Genomic DNA, 20,679 nt, shown 5'->3' with positions numbered 1-20,679 from the left:
AGAAGTTGCTTATCTGGACTGCGTAGGATCGTGCCGTGACATTTATTCCGTCAGTATCCATCTGGTTCAGGAACTTGACCACCAGCATCATGGCGACATTGTACAGAACGGATTCGAATGCAGATGGCAGTCCGACTCTGATGATCTGTGAAAGGACAGTTCTGTTAGAAAGCCTTTCGGGATTTTTTCCTGCTTTTACAAGGGTGCAGGAGAAAAAGATAACAATTGCAAGGTTGATAACCTTGGATATGACTGTCGCTGTAGCGACACCCTGCACCCCTTTATGCAGCGCAAAGAGAAATACTGCATTTAAGGCGAAGTTTACAAGGTTGCCGATTATGGTAGCGATGAGAGGCTGCTTTGTATGTCCAAATGCCCTGAGGTAGCTTGCAAATATTGGAATCAGCGCGTTCAGGAAGCACCCTCCGCCAACGATTTCAAGATAGCTCATGGCAGGTTCCCTGAGGTTCCCGGCTATTCCAATCAGATCAAGAATATTTCCGGAGAAAATGAACAGGAATATAGACATTCCCATACCTATGACTGAGTTGAATATAAGACCAAGCTGGCGTGCCTGATAAGCAATCCCAGGTCTGCCTGCGCCGATATTCTGAGTCATGACCGTCATCATGCCGGATGATATGATGGAGAACATGATGATGAACATTCCGATATAACTGTTGGCGGTTCCGACAGCACCCACGGCATAGTCGCCCACTGATGAGAGCATAAGTGTGTCAACCATGCCAGACAGCATATAGAATAGTGTTTCAAAACATATAGGTATAAAAAGTGCGGATAATTTCTTCATATAATCAGTACTCCTTTGGTGATGGGTATAAAATCATGAGTTATAACTAAATTGTATAATATCGCATTGATACCGCATGAATCTTGTACTATTTCAATTAAAAGTTGCACATATTCTACATATGAGTTAATATGACGAAGTTGCATGATATAAAAGGCAACACAATATATAATAAATCAATATCAGGGGATAACAATGTACGCAGAATTAAAGGAAAATCATCCACACGGGACAAGAGAATATCCATTTTGTGAGTATCATATGAGATACTGGCCACATGCATTCCAGATCCCGGTTCATTGGCATGATGAGGTGGAGATAATATATGTAAGGAAAGGTCCACTTATGGTTGAGATTGATGGACAGAAATTTATAGGGGATGACGGAGCTGTATATATAGTAAGTCCGGGAGTGCTGCATATGATGGCCGCCCCGGAAACACCGGTGGATTATTTTACATTTCTGTTTCCGATGGAATTCATATCATTTCAGACCAAGGATGAATTGGAGGATGAGATATTTTTCCCTCTTAGGAATCACACACGGGAATTCAGACCTGAAGTGACGAATCGGAATCTGCTTGAAAAACTTATACCTATTCTTGATGAGTTGTCAGAGGAAAATGGGAAATTTGGAACACACAGACAGATACAGGTGAGAATCAGACTGTTGCAGGTTGTAGATCTTTTAGTGGAATACGATCAGCTTGAAGCGAAGACAGGGAGAGCGTCAGGTGGACTGGAAAAGGAGATACTTATATATATACAGGATAATTATCATGAGCACATAAGTCTTGCTGAGCTTTCTGAACATTTTCATCTGTCGGAAAAGTACATGTCAAGATTCTTCAGTGAGAGATTTCACATGACGCTCACACAGTATGTGAACTATGTTAGACTTAAGTATGCAAGGCATCTTCTCGAGTCCACAGATCTGTCGGTTACCGAGATTGCCATGAAATCAGGTTACCCAAATGTAAGTTATTTTATCAGGAAATTTTCTGCGGCGGTGGGAGAGCCACCGTTAAGATATAGAAATGGTAAAGCTGTGAAAGATCAAAAAAACAGAATATAAAATTCGAAAAACTTGATGGCTGTTGACGGAAATTGGAGATAACAATATAATGGTAATACAGTTTTATGACGTTATATTAAGAGCATCTGAGGAGACCGTGAATGAGAATCAGACAATTTAGAGAAGACCACTGGGATAGGCTTCCCACGATAAGACTGCAGAAAGCGGTGCTTGACAACTTCAAGAGTGTGGAGCATGGAGAGATAGTATTTGCCTGTGGAAAGAAGTTTGTTCCGTATGGAACAGAATCAGATATATTGGGACTTTATGGACAGAATGGCTCGGGTAAGACGAGTTTTATAGAGGCGCTTGCCATACTGAAGCTTCTGATGATTGGAGCTGAAGTTCCGGCGGTGTATGCAGAATGTGTGGCAAAGGGTCAGGAGATGGCCAGACTGGAGTTTACATTTGACCTTCAGTACGAGGACGGACGCATCCGAAAGGTTGTGTACGAATTCCTCATGTCCGCCGTGGAGAATGAGACAAATAACGGATTCAGACAGTACGGAGGAGAGGATCAGAACAGTGGCCAGCCGAGCTACAGAGTCCGCATATCGGGTGAGAAACTGAGTATGTCAGGTGATTTTGAGGGCAGGAAGATGATACTTCAGCCTGTGATTGACACATGCACTGACGACATGCCGTTCGGGCCTGTATCGAAGCAGAAATATTTCATAACAAATGACAGAAAGTTCGTGGATGAGCTGAATGTGGTGAGAAGACTGGCGCAGGAAAAGTCGGCGTCGTTTATCTTCTCGCTCGGAACTGCAAAGGTGTGCGATGAGTGCGGGTTATACTCTGAGTTTTATCAGGTTATACTGGAGCTGGCGTACTACAGTCAGCTCTATCTTCATGTGGTAGACACGAAATCAACAGGATATATAAGACTCAACTACGGACTTCCGCTATACACACAGAGCGGTAAATTCCTTCTGAAGACGGATGTGCCAAACATCATGCCGGAGATAGTCTTCAGCGAGATAAAGAGCCAGTTTGAGAATATAAACATAGTCCTCAGCCAGATAGTTCCGGGACTTAATGTTGATCTTCACGAGCTGTCGCCTGCCCTCATGAAGGATGGCAGTATGGGACATGTGGTGGAGATAGTGTCCAGCAGGAATGAGACGGACATGAGCGTGTTCCACAATCAGGAGGCTGCGCCTGACGGAAGAGTGCACATGCCATTCAGGTACGAGTCCGACGGTATCCGCAAGATCGTGTCGGTGCTCAGTCTGATAATAGATGCGTACAATGAGCAGTCGTGCACGATAGCCATAGATGAGCTGGATGCCGGTGTGTTTGAGTATCTTCTGGGAGAGGTGCTGCAGACGTTCCAGGAGTCTGGCAAGGGGCAGTTTATATTTACATCGCATAACCTCAGACCGCTGGAGGTCATAAGCAAGGATTATATATATTTCACCACGACAAATCCGAGAAATAGGTATATCCGTATGAAGGGAATCGGAAGCAGCAACAATCTCAGAAATACTTATTTCAGGGAGATCGTGGTTGGAGAACAGGACGAGGAGCTGTATAGGAATACGAAGAGGTTCAAGATTGTATCGGCATTCAGAAAGGCAGGTATGGATCATGGGGAAACGACCTAAGAAGAAGATCTTCCTGTTCCTTGTCGAGGGAGTGTCAGACCGGAATGCTCTTGAGGTGCCATTTGGACAGCTTCTTGAGGATATAGATCCAGATATTGTTCTGGAATTTGCCATGCTCATGCAGGATGACGGAAGCTTTGGCGGTGATATAACCTCAAAGAATGGCATACATCCTGACAACATAGAGCGGTTTATAGATGAGATAATGGTCAGTCCTCTGCTAAAGAGGACGGGCCTGTATCCGAAGGACATTGTGGAGATAATTCATTTTGTGGATATGGATGGTGCGTACATAGATGACAATCTGGTCGTGACTGATGGGGGAAATGAAGACAAGCCGGTATACTACCCGGATATCATTGTGACGGCAAATCCGGATCACGTGAAGGAGCGCAATCTCTGCAAGAGTGCGAATCTGGATGTGCTCACTTCGCTGTCATCAATAAAGATAGGAAGTAAAAAGATAAAATACTCCGTATACTATTTTTCGAGCAACCTGGATCATTTCCTGTATCGGGATGCAAATTCAGATGAGCACGGCAAGGTGCGGAGGGCGGCGGAGTTCTCGATGAAGCATGAGACGTCGGGATCGCTGGAGCGTTTTTTTGAGGAGAATGAGACTGTGACTACAGATATGACTTATGGGGAGTCATGGGATTTCATAAAGAGTGGGGAAAATTCTTTGAAGAGGCACACAAATGTGAATCTGCTCATAAAGAGGCTTAAGGCTATTGCGGAAAATCACATATAAAATAAACTCATAACAATAAAACAGGAGACAGAAAAGGCTATGAAGAAGAACAAAGAAGATGACGGAATCTACAGAAAACCCACCAAAGGTTTCAGCAAGAGAACAAATATGATAGTCGGCATAGCATTTGTCATATTTGTGCTGGTGTGTTGCATAATAAGACTGTTCGTGTAAGGTTTCAGTAAAGAAAAGTGGCAGGTGTTGATTTTTATATTTAGCATGCTATACTTGGCTTAGTTAACTGAAGGTAATCAAGGAGGATAAATCCGTGTTTGGTAGCAGATCAAGCAAGAAGACGGGATTGAAGATCATAATAGTGGGCTGTGGAAAGGTTGGCGTGGCCATACTCAAGCAGCTTGCAAATGAGGGGCATGATATAACTATCATAGACAAGGATCCCCAGAAGGTCGCAACATACGCAAATCAGTATGATGTTATGGGAATAGTTGGAAACGGAGCAAATCACAGCGTGCAGCTTGAGGCGGGAATACAGAACGCAGATTTGATAGCTGCAGTCACGTCGTCGGATGAGCTCAACATCCTGTGTTGTACCATAGCCAAGCAGGTCGGAGACTGCGCGACCATAGCGAGACTCAGAGACCCGGATTACAGCAAGGAGGCAAGCTATCTCAGGGAGAAGCTTGGACTTACCATGATCATAAACCCTGAGCTTGAGACTGCAATCGAGGTGTCGAGGGTACTGTATCTGCCAACGGCTCTTGAGATAAATTCATTTGCACACGGACAGGCGGAGATGACCAGGATAAAGATCCCGGAGAAGAACGTGCTGGACAACAAGAGCATAGCTGATCTCGGTAAGGATCTTGCAAATAAACAGAAGCCGATAAATATACTTATAGCGGCAGTTGAGAGAGCCGGGGAGTTCTATATCCCTTCCGGTGATTTTGTCCTCAAGGCCGGTGACATCATGTCATGTGTGGGAACACGGCCTATGTCCAGAAAATTCATGGAGCACATAGGCTTCAAGACTGCGAGAGTCAAAAACACCATGATAATCGGTGGAGGAAATGTCGCATATTATTTGGCTGGACAGCTCGTGAACATGGGAATATCCGTCAAGATCATAGAGGAGAACAAGAAGCGCTGTGAGGAGCTTTCAGTCCTTCTGCCGAGGGCGATAATCATAAATGGTGATGGAACGGATCAGGAGACTTTGAACGAGGAGGGCCTTGCGGAGACTGAATCATTTGTGTCCCTGACAGGAATCGACGAGGAGAATATACTTTTGACTCTCCACGCCCGCAAACATTCAAATGCCAAGACGATAACCAAGATAAACAGGAGCAATTTCAGAGAGGTCATAAACAGCCTCGATCTGGGAAGTGTTGTATATCCATGCAGTATAACTGCGGAGTCCATAGTCGCATATGTCCGTGCGAAGAAGAATTCCAACAGTAACAGCATAGAGACACTCTACCACATGTTTGACTCAAGAGCTGAGGCGATAGAGTTCCGTGTGGATGAGAAGTCGGAGGTGACGGATATACCGCTGAAGGATCTCAATCTCAAGAAGAACCTCCTCATAGCATTTATAAATCGAAACGGTTCGATCCTGCTTCCAACAGGTCAGGATTCTATACAGGTTGGAGATACGGCCATGATAGTCACCACTGAGACAGGATTTACGGATATAAGAGATATACTTGCTTAAGGCAGTTTGATTAGGAGAAGATTATGAATAATTCCATGATAGTATTTATACTTGGCCAGATCATAAGACTTGAGGGTCTGCTCATGATCATTCCATGCCTGACATCTCTCATATATCAGGAACATGAAATATTTGCGTTCCTTATAGTCATAATATCATGTCTTGTGATAGGAACGCTTATGACACTTAGAAAACCGGCAAATCAGACCATATATCTCAAAGAGGGATGTGTAGCCACGGCATTCAGTTGGATACTGCTCAGTATATTTGGCTGCATGCCATTTGTCATTTCAGGGGAGATCCCTTCATTCACAAATGCACTGTTTGAGACAATATCGGGATTCACCACAACGGGAGCCAGCATACTGAGCGATGTGGAGAGTATGTCACATGGCATGATGCTGTGGAGATGCTTTACCCACTGGATAGGCGGTATGGGAGTTCTGGTGTTCCTGCTTGCCATCATTCCGATGAACAGTGCGTCCGGTTCAAATATGAACCTGATGAAGGCGGAGAGCCCGGGGCCATCCGTTGGAAAGCTTGTTCCAAGACTCAAGCACACTGCCAGGATATTGTATGTTATCTACTTCGGAATGACGGTTCTGGAGGTCATTTTCCTTATGTTTGGACATATGTCATTGTTCGATGCTCTGTGTACGGCATTTGGAACAGCCGGAACAGGCGGTTTTGGAATAAAGAACGACAGCTTTGGAAGCTTCTCACCATATATACAGTGGGTTGTAACTGTGTTCATGATATTGTTTGGTGTGAATTTCAACTTTTATTATTTTGTGCTGTTCAGGAACATCCGAAAGGCACTTTCCATGGAGGAGGTCAGGACATATTTCCTCATCATCCTGACATCGGTGGCGATACTGTTTGTAAGTCTGATGAACACCATGTCAAATATGTGGGATGCCCTGCGACATGCGGCCTTCCAGGTGGCATCGATCATCACCACGACGGGTTACGCATCGGCGGATTTTGACCAGTGGTCACAGACCTGTAAGACGGTGCTGGTCATCCTGATGTTTGTCGGAGCTTGTGCGGGAAGCACCGGTGGCGGTATGAAGGTGTCGAGACTCGTGATAATGTTCAAGACCGTTGTCAAGGAGCTGAGTTCGTATTTCCATCCGAAGAATATCAAGAAGATAAACATGGATGGCAAACCGGTGGAGCACGAGGTAGTCAGGGCGGTAAATGTATACTTCATCACGCTGATGGGAATATTTACCCTGTCTGTATTTCTTGTGTCCCTTGAGGGCAGGGATCTGGTGACCAACTTCACTGCGGTGGCATCGTGTCTCAACAATATAGGACCGGGTCTTTCCGAGGTAGGACCTACCAGAAACTTTGGCGGGCTGACGGGATTTACCAAGTATGTTCTGATGTTTGACATGCTTGCGGGACGACTGGAGCTCTTCCCATTGCTGCTCATATTCAATCCTGGCGTGTACAGGGACATGATCATGGGGGCATGGAGAGGCATAAAGCGAAGAAGACAGGAGAGAAGAGCGAACTGATAAATGTTATCATTACAAATGGCGGGCAGGTTATTGACATATGCTGGCAATTTGGATATACTCAGAAACAGTTAGACACACCTAACTATAGCTCTTCCAATCATTTTATAAAGAAAAGGCGGGGACTTCTCACATAGTGAGGGTTCCCGTTTTTTTATGACTTAAATTTCCTTACAAAGAAGTTTAGAATGGAATAAAGATATGAGTATTTGTTATAATGTACATACATTTGGTGTGGATAAGGAGTAATGCGATATGGAGAACGAAAAAGAATCTGTAAAAGTACTTATAGTGGACGACGAGCAGGACATCAGAACGCTGCTCAATATATATCTCAAGAGACTTGGATACGATGTTGTGGAGGCTGCCGATGGAGTTGAGGCTGTCGAGACCGTGCGTGCGGACAAGGACATCGATCTCATAGTTATGGACATAATGATGCCAAAGCTTTCAGGTACTGAGGCATGCCAGCAGATCAGAGAGTTTTCATCTATCCCAGTCCTCTTCTTGACGGCGAAGACGAAGGAGCCGGATCAGAACGAGGCATACGATGTGGGTGGCGATGATTTCCTGGCAAAGCCATTCACCCAGAGCGAGTTTAACCGCAAGGTGAATGCTCTTATCAGAAGATACAAGGTGTACCGCGGAAAATCAGAGACCGATCCAAAGAATATCTCAGTCGGCAATATAAATATTGACTCATTTAAGAGGATTGTGATCAAGAACGGTGAGGTCATCAAGCTCACCGACAAGGAGTATGCACTTCTGTTCTTCCTGGTGGAGCACAGAGGAAAGCCATGGTCACTCGAGGCACTCTACGAGAATATATGGCAGGAGAAGTATCTTCCTTCATCTTCCAATACGGTCATGGTACACATACTCAGACTCAGACAGAAGATAGAGGACAACTCAGCGCAGCCTGAGATCATTAGGACCATATATGGAAAGGGATATCAGGTAGACTGATATGAAGATGCCATTTAAGCGGACACTCAGGGTAAAGCTGTTTGTGATCATACTGCTTGGGCTAATATTGTCCATATCGGCTTTTTTTGCAGGAACATTTGCACTGAACAGCTACATGAAAAATGTATACATGAGTGACACGAATACACAGAAGAGATCCGCCAGACAGATCCAGAGCTTTGCTTCATATGTGACCAGCCATTCCATAAAGGCTACGGATACGCAGGCACTCAGGGCATGGCAGGAGCAGCACGACAATGTGTACATACTGATTTATAACAACAATGATATAGTATTCGACTCTGACTGGATGATAGAGAAGAAGGGCGCATACAAATATGTCATAACGAATTCGGAGACTGGTGAGATAATCATTCTGTTACAGGACAACTATGGAAATATCAGAAAGATCAAGAGGAAGGCATCCTCGAGCAGCGAATCCCAGAAGAAATCCGATGCGGTGACCGCGGATGAGGGAGCTTACTACGGCAATTCCAGCATGCTGCGAGGAGACCTCAATGAATTTGACTACGATTTCTATCCTGTGCTATTCAAGGATGGAGTGTTTGATGTCTGCATAGTTGACTATTCGGATGATACGATCAAGGATGTCGGAGAGATAGCGATATTTGTCATATGCTGTATCCTGTTCATCGGTGTGATAATAGTCTATTTCGGAAGAGAGATAGGCAGAATGAGACGCCTCACAAATGAGGTCATGGATATCAAGGATGTGGATATCAATGGGCCGATAACAATACACGGTCAGGATGAGATCTGTATGCTGGCGGAGAATGTAGACACCATGAGGCAGACCATTATTGAGCAGCTCAGCAGGGAGCGTGAGGCATGGCAGGCGAACAGTGATCTGGTCACAGCCATGGCCCATGATATAAGAACTCCGCTCACAGTCATGGCGGGATATCTGGAGCTCATGCAGAACAAGGAGTATTCATCCCAGGAGGAGCTTGACGAATACATAAGGATAAGTGCTGAGAAGGCGGAGCAGCTCAGGACGATGTCGGACAAGATGTTCAGATACTTCTATGTATATTCAAAGGGCGGTGAGGATCTCAACATGGAGATGTTCCCGGCGGGGCCGTTCCTTGACCAGATGCTTGGAGAGTATGTTGTGCTCCTGGGCGAGAATGGATATCAGTTCGACATTGATATCTCGGACAAGGAAGCCGAAATTTACGTTGATCTTCAGGGTATGAAGAGGATAACCGACAATGTATTTACCAACATCAGAAAGTATTCGGACAAATCAAAAAGCATAGATATAAGGGTATATATAGATCGGAGAAAGGTAAGAATTTATTTCAGAAATTATATAAATCCGGAAAGCAGCAAGGCTGAGAGCACACATATAGGTACTTTGACATGTCAGAAGATGGCGGAGGAGATGAATGGATCATTTACGACCTGCAGAAAGGGCAAGGTGTATGAGGCGACACTCATACTGCCTAACATGTTGGATAACGATGACTCACATGTTCCGACTCAGGGACTTACAGCTATACTGTCACGCAAATAATAAACGGAGATCCTCTGTACACAGTTCAGAGAATCTCCGTTTTTGTACATAGAAAAAAGCAATGCTACACATTATACCGATAGAGGAAAAAACAGGAGGAACAGATATGAATATATTATTTTATGATACAAAGCGTTATGACATGGAGTCGTTCGATGCGATAAAAGATCAGTACGACAAGCTGACCATAGATTATGTGGACACAGATTTGTCGGTGAAGACCGCAAGACTTGCAAAGGGGTATGACGCCATATGTGCATTTGTCAGCTCGGATGTGAGTGCACCCGTTGTGAATGCGCTGAGTGATGCGGGCGTGAAGCTTATACTGATGAGATGCGCGGGCTTCAACAACGTGGATATGGATGCGGCAAAAAAATGCGGTATAACTGTGATGAGGGTTCCGGGCTATTCGCCTGAGGCTGTGGCGGAGCATGCGATGGCACTTGCCATGGCGGTGAACAGGAGACTGCACAAGAGCTATATAAAGGTGAGGGAGAACAACTTCAGTCTGGTCGGACTTACAGGCATGAACTTCTACGGCAAGACAGCCGGTATCGTCGGAACCGGTAAGATCGGGGCTGCCATGGCGAGGATATGTCATGGATTTGGAATGGATGTGATCGCCTACGATATGTATAAGAATCCGGACCTTGATTTTGTCAGATATGTGGAGCTCCCTGAGCTTCTGGCGGGATCTGATCTTATATCGCTTCACTGTCCGCTGACCGACGAGACCTACCATATGATAAATGAAGAGACCATTGGCATGATGAAGGATCATGTGATCCTGGTGAATACCTCCAGAGGTGCACTCATCAAGACCGACGATCTCATAGCAGGGATCAGAAGTAGAAAATTCTTCGGAATCGGGCTGGATGTATACGAGGAGGAGACTCCAAATGTATTTGAGAACAGGGAGGATGACATACTGGAGTCCTCGATCACTGCGAGACTGTTGTCATTTCCAAATGTGATAGTGACGTCTCATCAGGGATTCCTTACAGAGGAGGCACTGGAGGCGATAAGCAGGACCACTCTGGACAATGCCATGGATTTCCTTAATGGGTCTGTAAATGAATCGAATATTGTGTTATGATGTGATGACAGGATATTGTGAGAGAAATTGAGGTTGACTATATGAATATAAATGAGGTTTTTAGCGGGCTTGATAAGCTGTTCGCAGAGAACAGACTGCCGGAGGTGGAGAGATACCTTACCCAGGCACTCAGCGATGCTGAATATGAAAAGGATACTGATTCCATGCTTGCGATATACAATGAGCTTATCGGTTTTCACCGCACCACGGGAGAACACGACAAGGCACTGTATTTTTGCAGGCAGGTCATGAGGCTCGCTCATAAGATGGGGATTGAAGATACAGTTCCATATGGAACCGCTCTCATGAATATTGCAAATGAGAACAGGGCTGCAGGTAACCTGTTGGAAGCCCTGTCCTATTGCAGGAAGGTGTATGACATATATTCGGAGCAGCTCGGTCCATATGATATATTGCTGGCGGGTTATTATAACAACGTGGCGCTCATTTATCAGGAGCTTGGCGATTACGACAAGGCTGTTGATGCACTGGAGCACGCGCTCAGCATCATAGAAAGACATGAGAATGCCGGTACGGAGATTGTTGCCACATATGCCAATCTCGGAGAGAGCCTTCTCAGGGCAGGTCGGCTCAAGGAAGCTCAGGACAAGCTGACGGAGGCGGTGCGCAGATATCAGCTCAAGGGTGTCAGAGGATATCACTACAGTGCTGCGCTGTCTGCTGTTGCAGAGGTGTGGTACAGACAGGAGGACTACCAGCAGGCACTCAAATTTTATCAGCTTGCGGCAGAAGAACTCTACAGTGTCTATGGGGACAATGATACATACAGAGTTATAATGAATAATATAGAGACGGTAAAGGCGAAGCTTCAGCAGCAATGATAACAGGGAGGAAGTGGAAGAGCTTCCTCCCTGTTGCGTATGTAGACAGATAATCTGAAGGATGGGAGAACGAGATGAATTATAATGACAAGGTAATGGACGTTATAGATGAGGTGAAGAAGGTCGTCATAGGCAAGGATGTGTGTATTGCCAAGATAATGGCGGCGATAATCGCAGGCGGTAACATTCTCATGGACGATGTACCGGGAGTCGGCAAGACGACGATGGCTCTTGCATTTGCAAATGCAATGGGGCTCCAGAACAAGAGAGTCCAGTTTACACCGGATGTCCTTCCGGGAGATATAACGGGATTTACGATGTACGATAAGGCGACAAATCAGTTTGTGTACAGACCGGGTGCTGTTATGTGCAATCTGTTCCTCGCAGATGAGATAAACAGAACATCTCCAAAGACACAGTCGGCACTTCTCGAGGTTATGGAGGAGGGACATGTGACTGTGGATGGAGTGACATATCAGGTTCCGGATCCATTTATAGTAATTGCCACGGAGAACCCTATCGGCAGTGCCGGAACACAGCTTCTTCCTGATTCCCAGCTCGACAGATTTATGGTGTGCCTTAAGCTGGGATATCCATCCATAGAGAGCGAGCTGGATATAGTTAAGGGAAGAACCTCCGCTGATGGCTTTCAGGATGTACAGCCTGTAATAGGTGCGTCTGAGCTACGGCTTATCAGGGAGGAAGTAAAGCATGTCAAGGTCAGCGATGACGTGTATTCTTATATAGGCCAGCTTGTTGTTGGAACCAGAGAGAATCCAAGCCTTGAGCTAGGAGTGAGTCCAAGAGGAACGATAGCCCTCACCAAGATGGCGAAGAGCTGGGCATATATAAGCGGGAGAGATTTTGTCATACCTGAGGATGTGCAGATGGTGTGGACGGACGTCATAAGACACAGGATAGTCTTAAGTGCCAAGGCAAGGGTGAACCACATAACACAGGAGGCTGTGCTCAAGGACATAATGGAGAGGGTGTACAAACCGTCGGTTAGACGAAGAAGTTCGGCGAAAAAGTAGCATGAGATTTGGAAGCGTGTAGTGGTAGGATGTCGTATGAGACGAGGAATATTGTATATTGTCCTGATAGGGGCATGTGTATATATAGGAATAATCAATAAAGAAAAATCATACTTTTTCGCAGCGGTGATCATGACTGCTGTCATGCTGAGTCTTATAGCCGGGCTGATCGTGCGATACATAAGAACCAGTGTTAAGATGCAGATGAATATACCTGTGGTTGAGAAGAACAGTACATTTTGTCCGGAACTTGCGGTATCTGCCACCGGTGGTCAGGTACCCCATGTGGCAGCGGTGTTCAGTGTTCTTGCTCCGGGTATGAAGAAAAAGAAGAAGAGTACATTTGAACAGATAGATGACAGGTATGGAAAGTGCGTGGGAAAGATGAAGCTGGATGTCAGCGGAAGATACGAGATAAAGGCATCGGGCGTCAGGATATATGATGCTTTCCATATTTTCTCGATCAGGAAAAAGGTTGGTGGAACGGCGTACATTTACGTATTGCCTCAGTGCTATCTCGTTCCGGTGGAGGTCACGAAGAACACAAGAGATTTTGTGACGGACAGTGATGTATATTATTCGGATGTGAGAAGCGATGACTCGACCGAGGTGTATCAGGTGAGAGAGTACAGACCTGGAGACAGGATGACCCGTATCCACTGGAAGTTGTCGGCCAGACAGGATGAGATAATGGTCAGGGATACATCAAAGGCATTGTCGTGTCCGGTCATCATCTGTATGGATCTCGATGGAAGAAACTGCCGTCACTATGGACAGGCAATGTCTGTTGCGCTGGAATCCATGGTATCGGTGAGCTTTTCACTGATAGATGTTAAAGTCCCTCACTTTATAGCGTGGTATGATCCGGAGGAGATGTCCATAACGAGATACCGCATAGTCCGTGAGGAGGATGTGTACGATGCCGCTGCAAGGTTGTCGTATGTGGATGCCAGGACAAATGACAGCTACGATGTGATAGGAATGTACAGAGAGAGATACAGAGGTGAGGATTTCACAAGCTTCATCGACATAGACATGAATGGCAATATAGAGTGTGGAGATGAAAGTTTTCAGGTGGGATTTGAAACCATAAAGGAGGATCTTGCAAAATCCTATATCACGGTGTAGATTCTCCAGGCATCATCATAGAATTACAGAGGTGTGGAATTGAGAGTTGTTTTGGGACTGGCTGTATGGGCGTTGTCGCTTGGTATGACATACCTTGTGGGCGATATCGCATACAGCTCGGATATAAATAAATATATGGACTCCACCAATCTTGTGGGTGCGTATATCATAGGAAGTCTGGTGATAGCACTGGTTTATTCTCTGTGGTACATTTTGAGAAAAGAACAGAGGATACTGGATATTGTGGTTCCGGTTACTGTGTTGCTGGGATGGGGGCTTGCCAGAAGAAAGCTGCTCTATGCCGGAGGAAAGGGCATGGTATACAGCATAGCATATGATCTGAAAAAGGTTTATGGGATAAAGACAGGACTCATAGATCTTGACTATGTCAGCGTGAGTGCTGTGACGGAATTTGTGCTTTTTATAGTGGCGGTGTCAATGTTCTTTGCCACTTATATGATATACAGGTGTAACAGTCTGATGATAGCTATCGGACTTGCATTTTTGTTTATGCTTGCTGGCGCAACACTCAGTGTACCTGTGAGTGCACCCGGAGTAGTGCTTACTGTATTGTCACTTATCGTGGCGAGATATGTTCTCATGAGAATGGGACAGCCGCTGTCGGTGGTGTGGAACATTGCAGTTCCTGTGACGGTATTTGCCGCGTGCCTTGTTGTCACCCTTCTTGTATATGACAGCGTATACGACAGAGGTGTGAAGGAACAAGGGAAACTGCTCGACATGGTGGACAACATGGAATATTTTCTGTCGGGGGAAAGTAACAAAGGATATTCAGGTTACTATAAGGTGGATGATTCTGAGGTCAATCCCGGTGATGAAGTTGTGGATGAGATAATCAGGGAGGATAAGCCTCAGGGAAATCTCTACGTCAAGTCGAGAAGCTATGTTACATATGAGAATGGGTCGTGGCACGGAAGGGCGGATGGACACAGCCCTGATGATGAGGTCATGGTGTATTATGATAAGGATACATTTGCAAGATACGAATCAGAGATACAGGGATATGCGCCAGATAAGAAGTTTTCAAATGAGGTCATGGACAAACTGGTGACATATATAAGACAGCATATGTCATATACCACAGCACCAAAGAAATTTACCGAGGGTGAGGATCCGGTCAACAGTGCGATGTATGACGTTCATGAGGGATATTGTGTTCACTTTGCTTCTGCGGCGGCGGTGGGCTTCAGGATACTGGGAATCTCCACCGTGTATAATACAGGTTATGTGGTGCCGTCGTCTGCGTGGATAAAGCAGTCGGATGGAACATACCGTGCGGTGGTTCTGGATAAATACAGTCATGCGTGGATTGAAGCGTACAGTGAGGATGCCGGTGACTGGGTGATCGTGGATGCCACACCGCTTGGAGACAGGGCGGATACTTTGGGGATACCGAAGGAACCGGATTACAGCGGTGATAATACTGCGGACAATTCATCGGATGATACAGAGGATCCGGAGACTTCTGAGGAGACTTCAAGTCCGGATGTAACAACGGAGGCGACAACTGATTCGACAACCCAGATGTCAGAGAATACAGAAGTCACTACGGAGACGGATGGTGATTCTTCAAATGGCACAGGAGAAAATGGCAATCAGGTCGATGTCCCGAATGATGGCAGTGGAGATGCGCAGTCGGGATCACCAGGGGATGCCGGGGATGGTCTGTCGGAGCTTGTACAGAACAGAGTATTCAGAACAGTCGTTGTTGTGCTTGCCGTGATACTGATATTGTGGGGCGCAGTCATCTTCAGAAGAAGGACGATAGTTGCGCGCAGGAGACACAGGCTTGTGGGAAGAAACAGGATATCAGCTATATACGAGATGTCCACGGCGATGTATGATATGATGGTGTTTTCTGGTGCCATAGAGAACGTCAGTGAGAACGACACGGAGTATGCCGACACTGTAACGGAGTCGTGCAGCTTTATAAAGGGCGATGAGTTCACAGAGTTTATAAAATGGGTTCAGGCTGCTGTATACGGACGCGTTGAGCCGGATGACAGGCAGATCGCGGCTGCCAGAAAGCTGTATACAAAGGTAAGGGCATACACATATCTTGGCCTTGGGTTCAAGGACAGGTTTGTGTGGAAGTATGTAAAGTGTTACGACTGCGGAGGACGCAGAAGGAAGAGATAACATAATTTGTCACGAAAGAAGTAGTATTTAAGATGGAATTTAGAAAAGGGTTAAAGGATGGAATACCGATAGCACTGGGGTATTTCGCAGTAAGTTTTAGTTTTGGTCTGCTGGCGGTAAAGGGCGGACTCACAAGTTTTCAGGCGGTCATCATAAGCCTGACAAATGTAACCAGTGCGGGACAGTTTGCAGGACTCAAGATTATCCTTGCAGGGGGAACGCTGGTTGAGATGATACTCACCCAGTTCATAATCAATCTGAGATATTCTCTCATGAGCCTGTCACTTTCACAGAAGCTTGGGGAGGCAGTTGGAATCAAGGAGAGACTCGTAATAGCATTTGCAAATACTGACGAGATATTTGCGGTGGCGATGGGCCATGTGAAGGAATTGACATTTGGGTATATGATAGGACTTCAGCTCCTTCCGATAGTCGGCTGGACGGGCGGAACGCTGTTCGGTGCGATTGCCTCAGGACTTCTTCCAAAGTCAATCAGCAGCGCACTCAGTCTGGCACTCTACGGAATGTTCGTCGCCATAGTCATGCCGGTTGCCAGGAAGTCCAGACCGGTTGCCATAGTGGCACTTGTGGCTGCTGCCATATCATGCGTGTTGTATTACGTTCCGATATTCAAGTTTATATCGACTGGAATTGCCATAATCATAAGCACGGTGGCAGCCTCTGTGATAGGGGCTATATTCTTCCCAGTGGGAACTGCTGAGAAAAAGGAGGTGCAGTGATGAATATATACATATATATAATAACCATGGCGGTCGTCACCTACCTCATAAGAATGGTGCCGCTGGTGGCGTTCCGCAAGAAGATAGAGAACAGATTTGTCAATTCATTTCTATATTATGTGCCGTATTCATGTCTCACGGCGCTGACACTTCCGTCCATTTTATACAGTACGGAGAGTATTATAAGCGCTGTGTGTGGATTTGCGGTTGCACTCATACTGGGAATAAAGCAGAAGGGACTTATAGTAGTTGCCGCTGCGGCATGTGTGACCGTGTTCGTGGTGGAGTGGATATTAAAACTGATGTAGAAATCTATGATGTCTGGAGATTTGGACCGGATGGCTGAATATGATAAAACGATAAGAAGGAGGTAAGCAGGAAATACCTGTGTATGATATATGAGATTTCCGAAATTTATAAAAAAGGGCGATGCGATAGGTTTCGTTGCGCCATCATTTGGCTGTGATACAGAGCCGTATAAGACTGCATTTGGCAGAGCGCAGGAGAACTTCAGGAATATGGGTTTTGGTATACAGATCGGTCCCAACTGTTATACTGGTGATGGCATAGGAATCAGCAACAAGCCGGAGCTGTGCGGTCAGGAGATAAATGACTATTACACATCGGAGAAGAACGATGCGCTCATATCCTGTGGCGGCGGAGAGCTCATGTGCGAGATACTTAACTATGTTGATTTTGACAGACTGAGGGCAGCAGATCCGAAGTGGTTTATGGGATATTCGGACAACACAAATCTCACATTCCTGCTCACGACATTGTGCGATACGGCGTCCATATATGGTCCGTGTGCGGCGGCATTTGGACAAGAGCCGTGGCACCGATCAGTTGCGGATGCTATGGCGGTCCTTCAGGGACAGAAACTGTCATTTGCCGGATATGACGGATGGGAGAAGGAATCCCTCAGGGATGAGGAACATCCATTCTTGCCATACAACATTACAGAGCCAAGAGTGATAAAGGGCTATCCTGAGAAGTTCCAGGTGAGCGGGCGAATGATAGGCGGCTGCATGGACTGTCTGGTGAACCTTATAGGAACAAAGTTTGACCATGTTGGCGAATTCCTTGAGAGATATAAGGATGATGGATTTATCTGGTTCCTCGAGTCCTGTGATCTGAACGTCATGTCCATAAGACGAGCCATGTGGCAGATGGACAACGGCGGATGGTTCAGATACTGTAAGGGCTTTATGATCGGCAGACCGCTGCAGTTCGGACAGGAGATGATGGGCCTTGACCAGTATCAGGCTGTGCTGGGGATCATAGGAAAATACAATGTGCCTGTCGTGATGGATGTGGATCTCGGACATCTGTCACCGATGATGCCTGTGGTATGCGGCAGCATGGGAACTCTTATGGTGGACGGCCAGGATATGAGTCTTTCCATGGAAATGAGGTAGAGAGAAGTCTGTTGGCTGTTTGATTGGCTGAAAAAGGCTGAAAATGGTTGAAAAAATAAAGGCAAAAAAATAAAAAATACTATTGTGAAAAAAAATATATCGTGCTACACTAGGTGGCAGATAAGACAAAGGCATAGACGGAAAGAGTAGTGTGGTGGATGCATCCAGAGAGAGCTGCATATGTGAATCGGACTCAGATATGAATCAGACGTGAGCCAGAACATATGGTGGGAGCAGCTTATGATATATCACATGAAGACCACTCCCGAGCCGTGCGCGATATAAGCGTCACCGCGTAGCTGCGTTAAAGGCATAATTGAGTTAAAAGTTAAGGTGGAAACGTGCATACGCACCCTTAGATAGATTATATCTAAGGGTGCTTTTTTAGTTGTTACAGAAAGCTCATGTATAACCAGACGCCGGGCAGAATATATTGATGTCTGCTGCGTCTGCAACGTATTTTCACTTTATAAGAAGTAAGAAGGAGAACTGACATGGTTAATTTCAAAGAAGACGAACAGCTTAAGACACTGAATCATTCCTGTGCACATCTTATGGCACAGGCTATCAAGCATTTGTACCCACAGGCAAAGTTCTGGGTAGGACCGGTAGTTGCAGAAGGATTCTACTATGATGTAGATCTCGGCGATGACGTTATCAGAGGCGAGGAAGATCTCGCAGCCATCGAGAAAGAGATGAAGAAGATTGCCAAGAGCGGCAAGAAGATCATCCGCAAGGAGATATCCAAGGAAGAAGCTCTTGAGATGTTCAAGGATGACGAGTACAAGCTCGATCTTATAAATGGACTTGAGGATGGAACGATCACATGCTATGAGCAGGGTGATTTCACAGACCTCTGCCGTGGACCTCACGTAGACAATGTAAAGCTTTGCCGTAACTTCAAGCTCATCAGACATTCAGGAGCTTACTGGAAGGGCGACAGCAAGAACAAGGTTCTCCAGAGAATATACGGTGTGTGCTTCCCTACAAAGGAGGAGCTTGAGGAGCATCTTCAGTTACTTGAAGAGGCTAAGGAGAGAGACCACAGAAAGATCGGCAAGGACATGCAGCTCTTCATGGTTGATGACCTCGTAGGACGTGGACTTCCAATGTTCCTTCCAAAGGGATATACAGTATGGCAGGAGCTTGAGAACTACATCAAGCGCAAGGAGAGAAAGCTTGGCTATCTCCACGTTATGACACCTTGTGTAGGTACAGTAAACCTCTACAAGACATCAGGTCACTGGGATCACTACAAGGACAACATGTTCCCGGCAATGGAGATGGAGGGAGAGTCATTTGTACTTCGTCCAATGAACTGCCCACACCACATGATGATATATGCAAACAAGATGCACTCATATAAGGATCTTCCTATCAGGATCGCTGAGATCGCACACGACTTCAGATTTGAGGCAAGTGGTACACTCAAGGGTATTGAGAGAGGAAGACACTTCTGTCAGAACGATTCACATATATTTGTGACACCAGACCAGATCGAGGAAGAGTTTGCAGGAGTTGTTAAGCTCATATTTGACACATACAAGGATTTCGGAATCACAGATTACAGATGCGTACTGTCACTCCGTGACCCAGAGGACAAGGTAAAGTATCACGATGACGATGAGATGTGGAACAAAGCAGAGAATGCACTTAGAAAAGTTCTTGATGATATAGGAATCGATTACACAGAGGAGATCGGTGAGGCTGCATTCTACGGACCAAAGCTTGATGTAAATGTTAAGCCGGCCGTAGGAAATGAGTATACACTCTCGACATGTCAGCTCGACTTCTGTCTGCCAGCTAAGTTCGATCTGAAGTATATCGACAAGGACGGCGAGAAGAAGACACCTGTAGTTCTCCACAGAGCTATCCTTGGATCTCTCGACAGATTCATGGCTTATATCCTTGAGGAGACAAAGGGCAATCTGCCAACATGGCTTGCACCTGTACAGGTAAGAGTTATGCCTGTAAAGACAGACAACGAGGATCTTATGGCTTATGCTCACAAGGTTGTTGATGCCCTTGATGCCATCGACGTTCGTGTAGAGCTTGATGACAGAGCAGAGAAGCTTGGTTATCGTATGCGTGAGGGTCAGGTTCAGAAGGTTCCATACCTTCTCGTAATCGGATTCAACGAGGCTGAGAACGGAACAGTATCATACAGACTCCACGGTGAGGCTGACACAACAGTTCTTCCACTTGACGAGTTCGTACAGAGGATCGACACAGAGATCAAGACAATGGCTCACAAGTAAGAGTGAAAATTTTACACCACAGGTTCACTTACCCTGTCCGAAAGGACAGGGTATTATTTTTT

At 45.8% G+C, this 20,679-nt stretch carries 18 protein-coding genes; 17 read left to right on the top strand and 1 reads right to left on the bottom strand.

Going from position 1 to position 20,679, the window contains the following annotated elements:
• The coding region (locus tag CCU_RS06640; protein WP_208896058.1) for an MATE family efflux transporter at positions 1-811 on the bottom strand (811 nt) is incomplete at its 3' end.
• Between the two features lie 195 nt (positions 812-1,006).
• On the opposite strand from CCU_RS06640, the gene CCU_RS06635 reads away from it, so the two are divergent.
• The 17 genes from CCU_RS06635 to thrS all read left to right on the top strand — a co-directional run bounded on the left by CCU_RS06635 (position 1,007) and on the right by thrS (position 20,617).
• Positions 1,007-1,885, top strand: coding sequence for an AraC family transcriptional regulator (locus CCU_RS06635; protein WP_015534040.1), 879 nt, complete (start codon positions 1,007-1,009; stop codon positions 1,883-1,885).
• 101 nt (positions 1,886-1,986) lie between these two features.
• On the top strand, positions 1,987-3,492 hold the full coding sequence (locus CCU_RS06630; RefSeq protein ID WP_015534039.1) for an AAA family ATPase: 1,506 nt from the start codon (positions 1,987-1,989) through the stop codon (positions 3,490-3,492).
• Positions 3,476-4,243, top strand: coding sequence for a hypothetical protein (locus tag CCU_RS06625; protein ID WP_015534038.1), 768 nt, complete (start codon positions 3,476-3,478; stop codon positions 4,241-4,243). The genes CCU_RS06630 and CCU_RS06625 overlap by 17 nt, the downstream gene beginning before the upstream one ends.
• Positions 4,244-4,282: 39 nt before the next feature.
• Positions 4,283-4,417, top strand: a complete 135-nt coding sequence (locus CCU_RS14275; RefSeq protein ID WP_015534037.1) for a hypothetical protein — start codon at positions 4,283-4,285, stop codon at positions 4,415-4,417.
• A gap of 94 nt (positions 4,418-4,511) precedes the next feature.
• Positions 4,512-5,915 carry a Trk system potassium transporter TrkA gene (gene trkA, locus CCU_RS06620; protein WP_055147099.1) on the top strand — a complete coding sequence of 468 codons (1,404 nt, stop codon included), beginning with the start codon at positions 4,512-4,514 and terminating at the stop codon, positions 5,913-5,915.
• 23 nt (positions 5,916-5,938) lie between these two features.
• Positions 5,939-7,438 (top strand): TrkH family potassium uptake protein, encoded by a 1,500-nt coding sequence (locus tag CCU_RS06615; protein WP_015534036.1) that lies wholly within the window; start codon positions 5,939-5,941, stop codon positions 7,436-7,438.
• Positions 7,439-7,693: 255 nt separating this feature from the next.
• Positions 7,694-8,404, top strand: coding sequence for a response regulator transcription factor (locus CCU_RS06610; RefSeq protein WP_015534035.1), 711 nt, complete (start codon positions 7,694-7,696; stop codon positions 8,402-8,404).
• Between the two features lies 1 nt (position 8,405).
• Entirely contained in the window at positions 8,406-9,941 is a 1,536-nt protein-coding gene (locus CCU_RS06605; protein WP_015534034.1) for a HAMP domain-containing sensor histidine kinase, read from the top strand.
• A gap of 106 nt (positions 9,942-10,047) precedes the next feature.
• Complete coding sequence (locus CCU_RS06600; RefSeq protein ID WP_015534033.1) at positions 10,048-11,037, top strand: 2-hydroxyacid dehydrogenase; 990 nt, start codon at positions 10,048-10,050, stop codon at positions 11,035-11,037.
• A 41-nt stretch (positions 11,038-11,078) separates the two neighbouring features.
• Positions 11,079-11,879 (top strand): tetratricopeptide repeat protein, encoded by an 801-nt coding sequence (locus CCU_RS06595; protein WP_015534032.1) that lies wholly within the window; start codon positions 11,079-11,081, stop codon positions 11,877-11,879.
• A 74-nt stretch (positions 11,880-11,953) separates the two neighbouring features.
• A complete protein-coding gene (locus tag CCU_RS06590) occupies positions 11,954-12,913 on the top strand; it encodes an AAA family ATPase (protein ID WP_015534031.1) in 960 nt (319 codons plus the stop codon).
• A 36-nt stretch (positions 12,914-12,949) separates the two neighbouring features.
• Positions 12,950-14,041 (top strand): DUF58 domain-containing protein, encoded by a 1,092-nt coding sequence (locus CCU_RS06585; RefSeq protein WP_015534030.1) that lies wholly within the window; start codon positions 12,950-12,952, stop codon positions 14,039-14,041.
• A gap of 39 nt (positions 14,042-14,080) precedes the next feature.
• Positions 14,081-16,201: a transglutaminase-like domain-containing protein gene (locus CCU_RS06580; protein ID WP_208896057.1), complete on the top strand. Its 2,121-nt coding sequence runs from the start codon at positions 14,081-14,083 to the stop codon at positions 16,199-16,201.
• 32 nt (positions 16,202-16,233) lie between these two features.
• Positions 16,234-16,941 (top strand): AzlC family ABC transporter permease, encoded by a 708-nt coding sequence (locus CCU_RS06575; protein WP_004851386.1) that lies wholly within the window; start codon positions 16,234-16,236, stop codon positions 16,939-16,941.
• A complete protein-coding gene (locus CCU_RS06570) occupies positions 16,941-17,249 on the top strand; it encodes an AzlD domain-containing protein (RefSeq protein ID WP_004851383.1) in 309 nt (102 codons plus the stop codon). The genes CCU_RS06575 and CCU_RS06570 overlap by 1 nt, the downstream gene beginning before the upstream one ends.
• Before the next feature lie 90 nt (positions 17,250-17,339).
• Entirely contained in the window at positions 17,340-18,359 is a 1,020-nt protein-coding gene (locus CCU_RS06565) for a S66 family peptidase (RefSeq protein WP_015534029.1), read from the top strand.
• A gap of 494 nt (positions 18,360-18,853) precedes the next feature.
• Positions 18,854-20,617 (top strand): threonine--tRNA ligase, encoded by a 1,764-nt coding sequence (gene thrS, locus CCU_RS06560; protein WP_015534028.1) that lies wholly within the window; start codon positions 18,854-18,856, stop codon positions 20,615-20,617.
• The last annotated feature ends 62 nt before the right edge of the window (positions 20,618-20,679 follow it).

This window comes from Coprococcus sp. ART55/1 (assembly GCF_000210595.1).
Taxonomy (GTDB): Bacteria; Bacillota; Clostridia; order Lachnospirales; family Lachnospiraceae; genus Coprococcus; species Coprococcus aceti.
Note: the sequence above shows the minus strand (reverse complement) of the source record. Positions and strands in the feature narration are given on the sequence as shown.

Coding starts and splice junctions, on each gene's coding strand:
- CCU_RS06635 (WP_015534040.1), top strand. CDS start 1,007: ATGTACGCAGAATTAAAGGAAAATCATCCACACGGGACAAGAGAATAT.
- CCU_RS06630 (WP_015534039.1), top strand. CDS start 1,987: ATGAGAATCAGACAATTTAGAGAAGACCACTGGGATAGGCTTCCCACG.
- CCU_RS06625 (WP_015534038.1), top strand. CDS start 3,476: ATGGGGAAACGACCTAAGAAGAAGATCTTCCTGTTCCTTGTCGAGGGA.
- CCU_RS14275 (WP_015534037.1), top strand. CDS start 4,283: ATGAAGAAGAACAAAGAAGATGACGGAATCTACAGAAAACCCACCAAA.
- CCU_RS06615 (WP_015534036.1), top strand. CDS start 5,939: ATGAATAATTCCATGATAGTATTTATACTTGGCCAGATCATAAGACTT.
- CCU_RS06610 (WP_015534035.1), top strand. CDS start 7,694: ATGGAGAACGAAAAAGAATCTGTAAAAGTACTTATAGTGGACGACGAG.
- CCU_RS06605 (WP_015534034.1), top strand. CDS start 8,406: ATGAAGATGCCATTTAAGCGGACACTCAGGGTAAAGCTGTTTGTGATC.
- CCU_RS06600 (WP_015534033.1), top strand. CDS start 10,048: ATGAATATATTATTTTATGATACAAAGCGTTATGACATGGAGTCGTTC.
- CCU_RS06595 (WP_015534032.1), top strand. CDS start 11,079: ATGAATATAAATGAGGTTTTTAGCGGGCTTGATAAGCTGTTCGCAGAG.
- CCU_RS06590 (WP_015534031.1), top strand. CDS start 11,954: ATGAATTATAATGACAAGGTAATGGACGTTATAGATGAGGTGAAGAAG.
- CCU_RS06585 (WP_015534030.1), top strand. CDS start 12,950: ATGAGACGAGGAATATTGTATATTGTCCTGATAGGGGCATGTGTATAT.
- CCU_RS06575 (WP_004851386.1), top strand. CDS start 16,234: ATGGAATTTAGAAAAGGGTTAAAGGATGGAATACCGATAGCACTGGGG.
- CCU_RS06570 (WP_004851383.1), top strand. CDS start 16,941: ATGAATATATACATATATATAATAACCATGGCGGTCGTCACCTACCTC.
- CCU_RS06565 (WP_015534029.1), top strand. CDS start 17,340: ATGAGATTTCCGAAATTTATAAAAAAGGGCGATGCGATAGGTTTCGTT.
- thrS (WP_015534028.1), top strand. CDS start 18,854: ATGGTTAATTTCAAAGAAGACGAACAGCTTAAGACACTGAATCATTCC.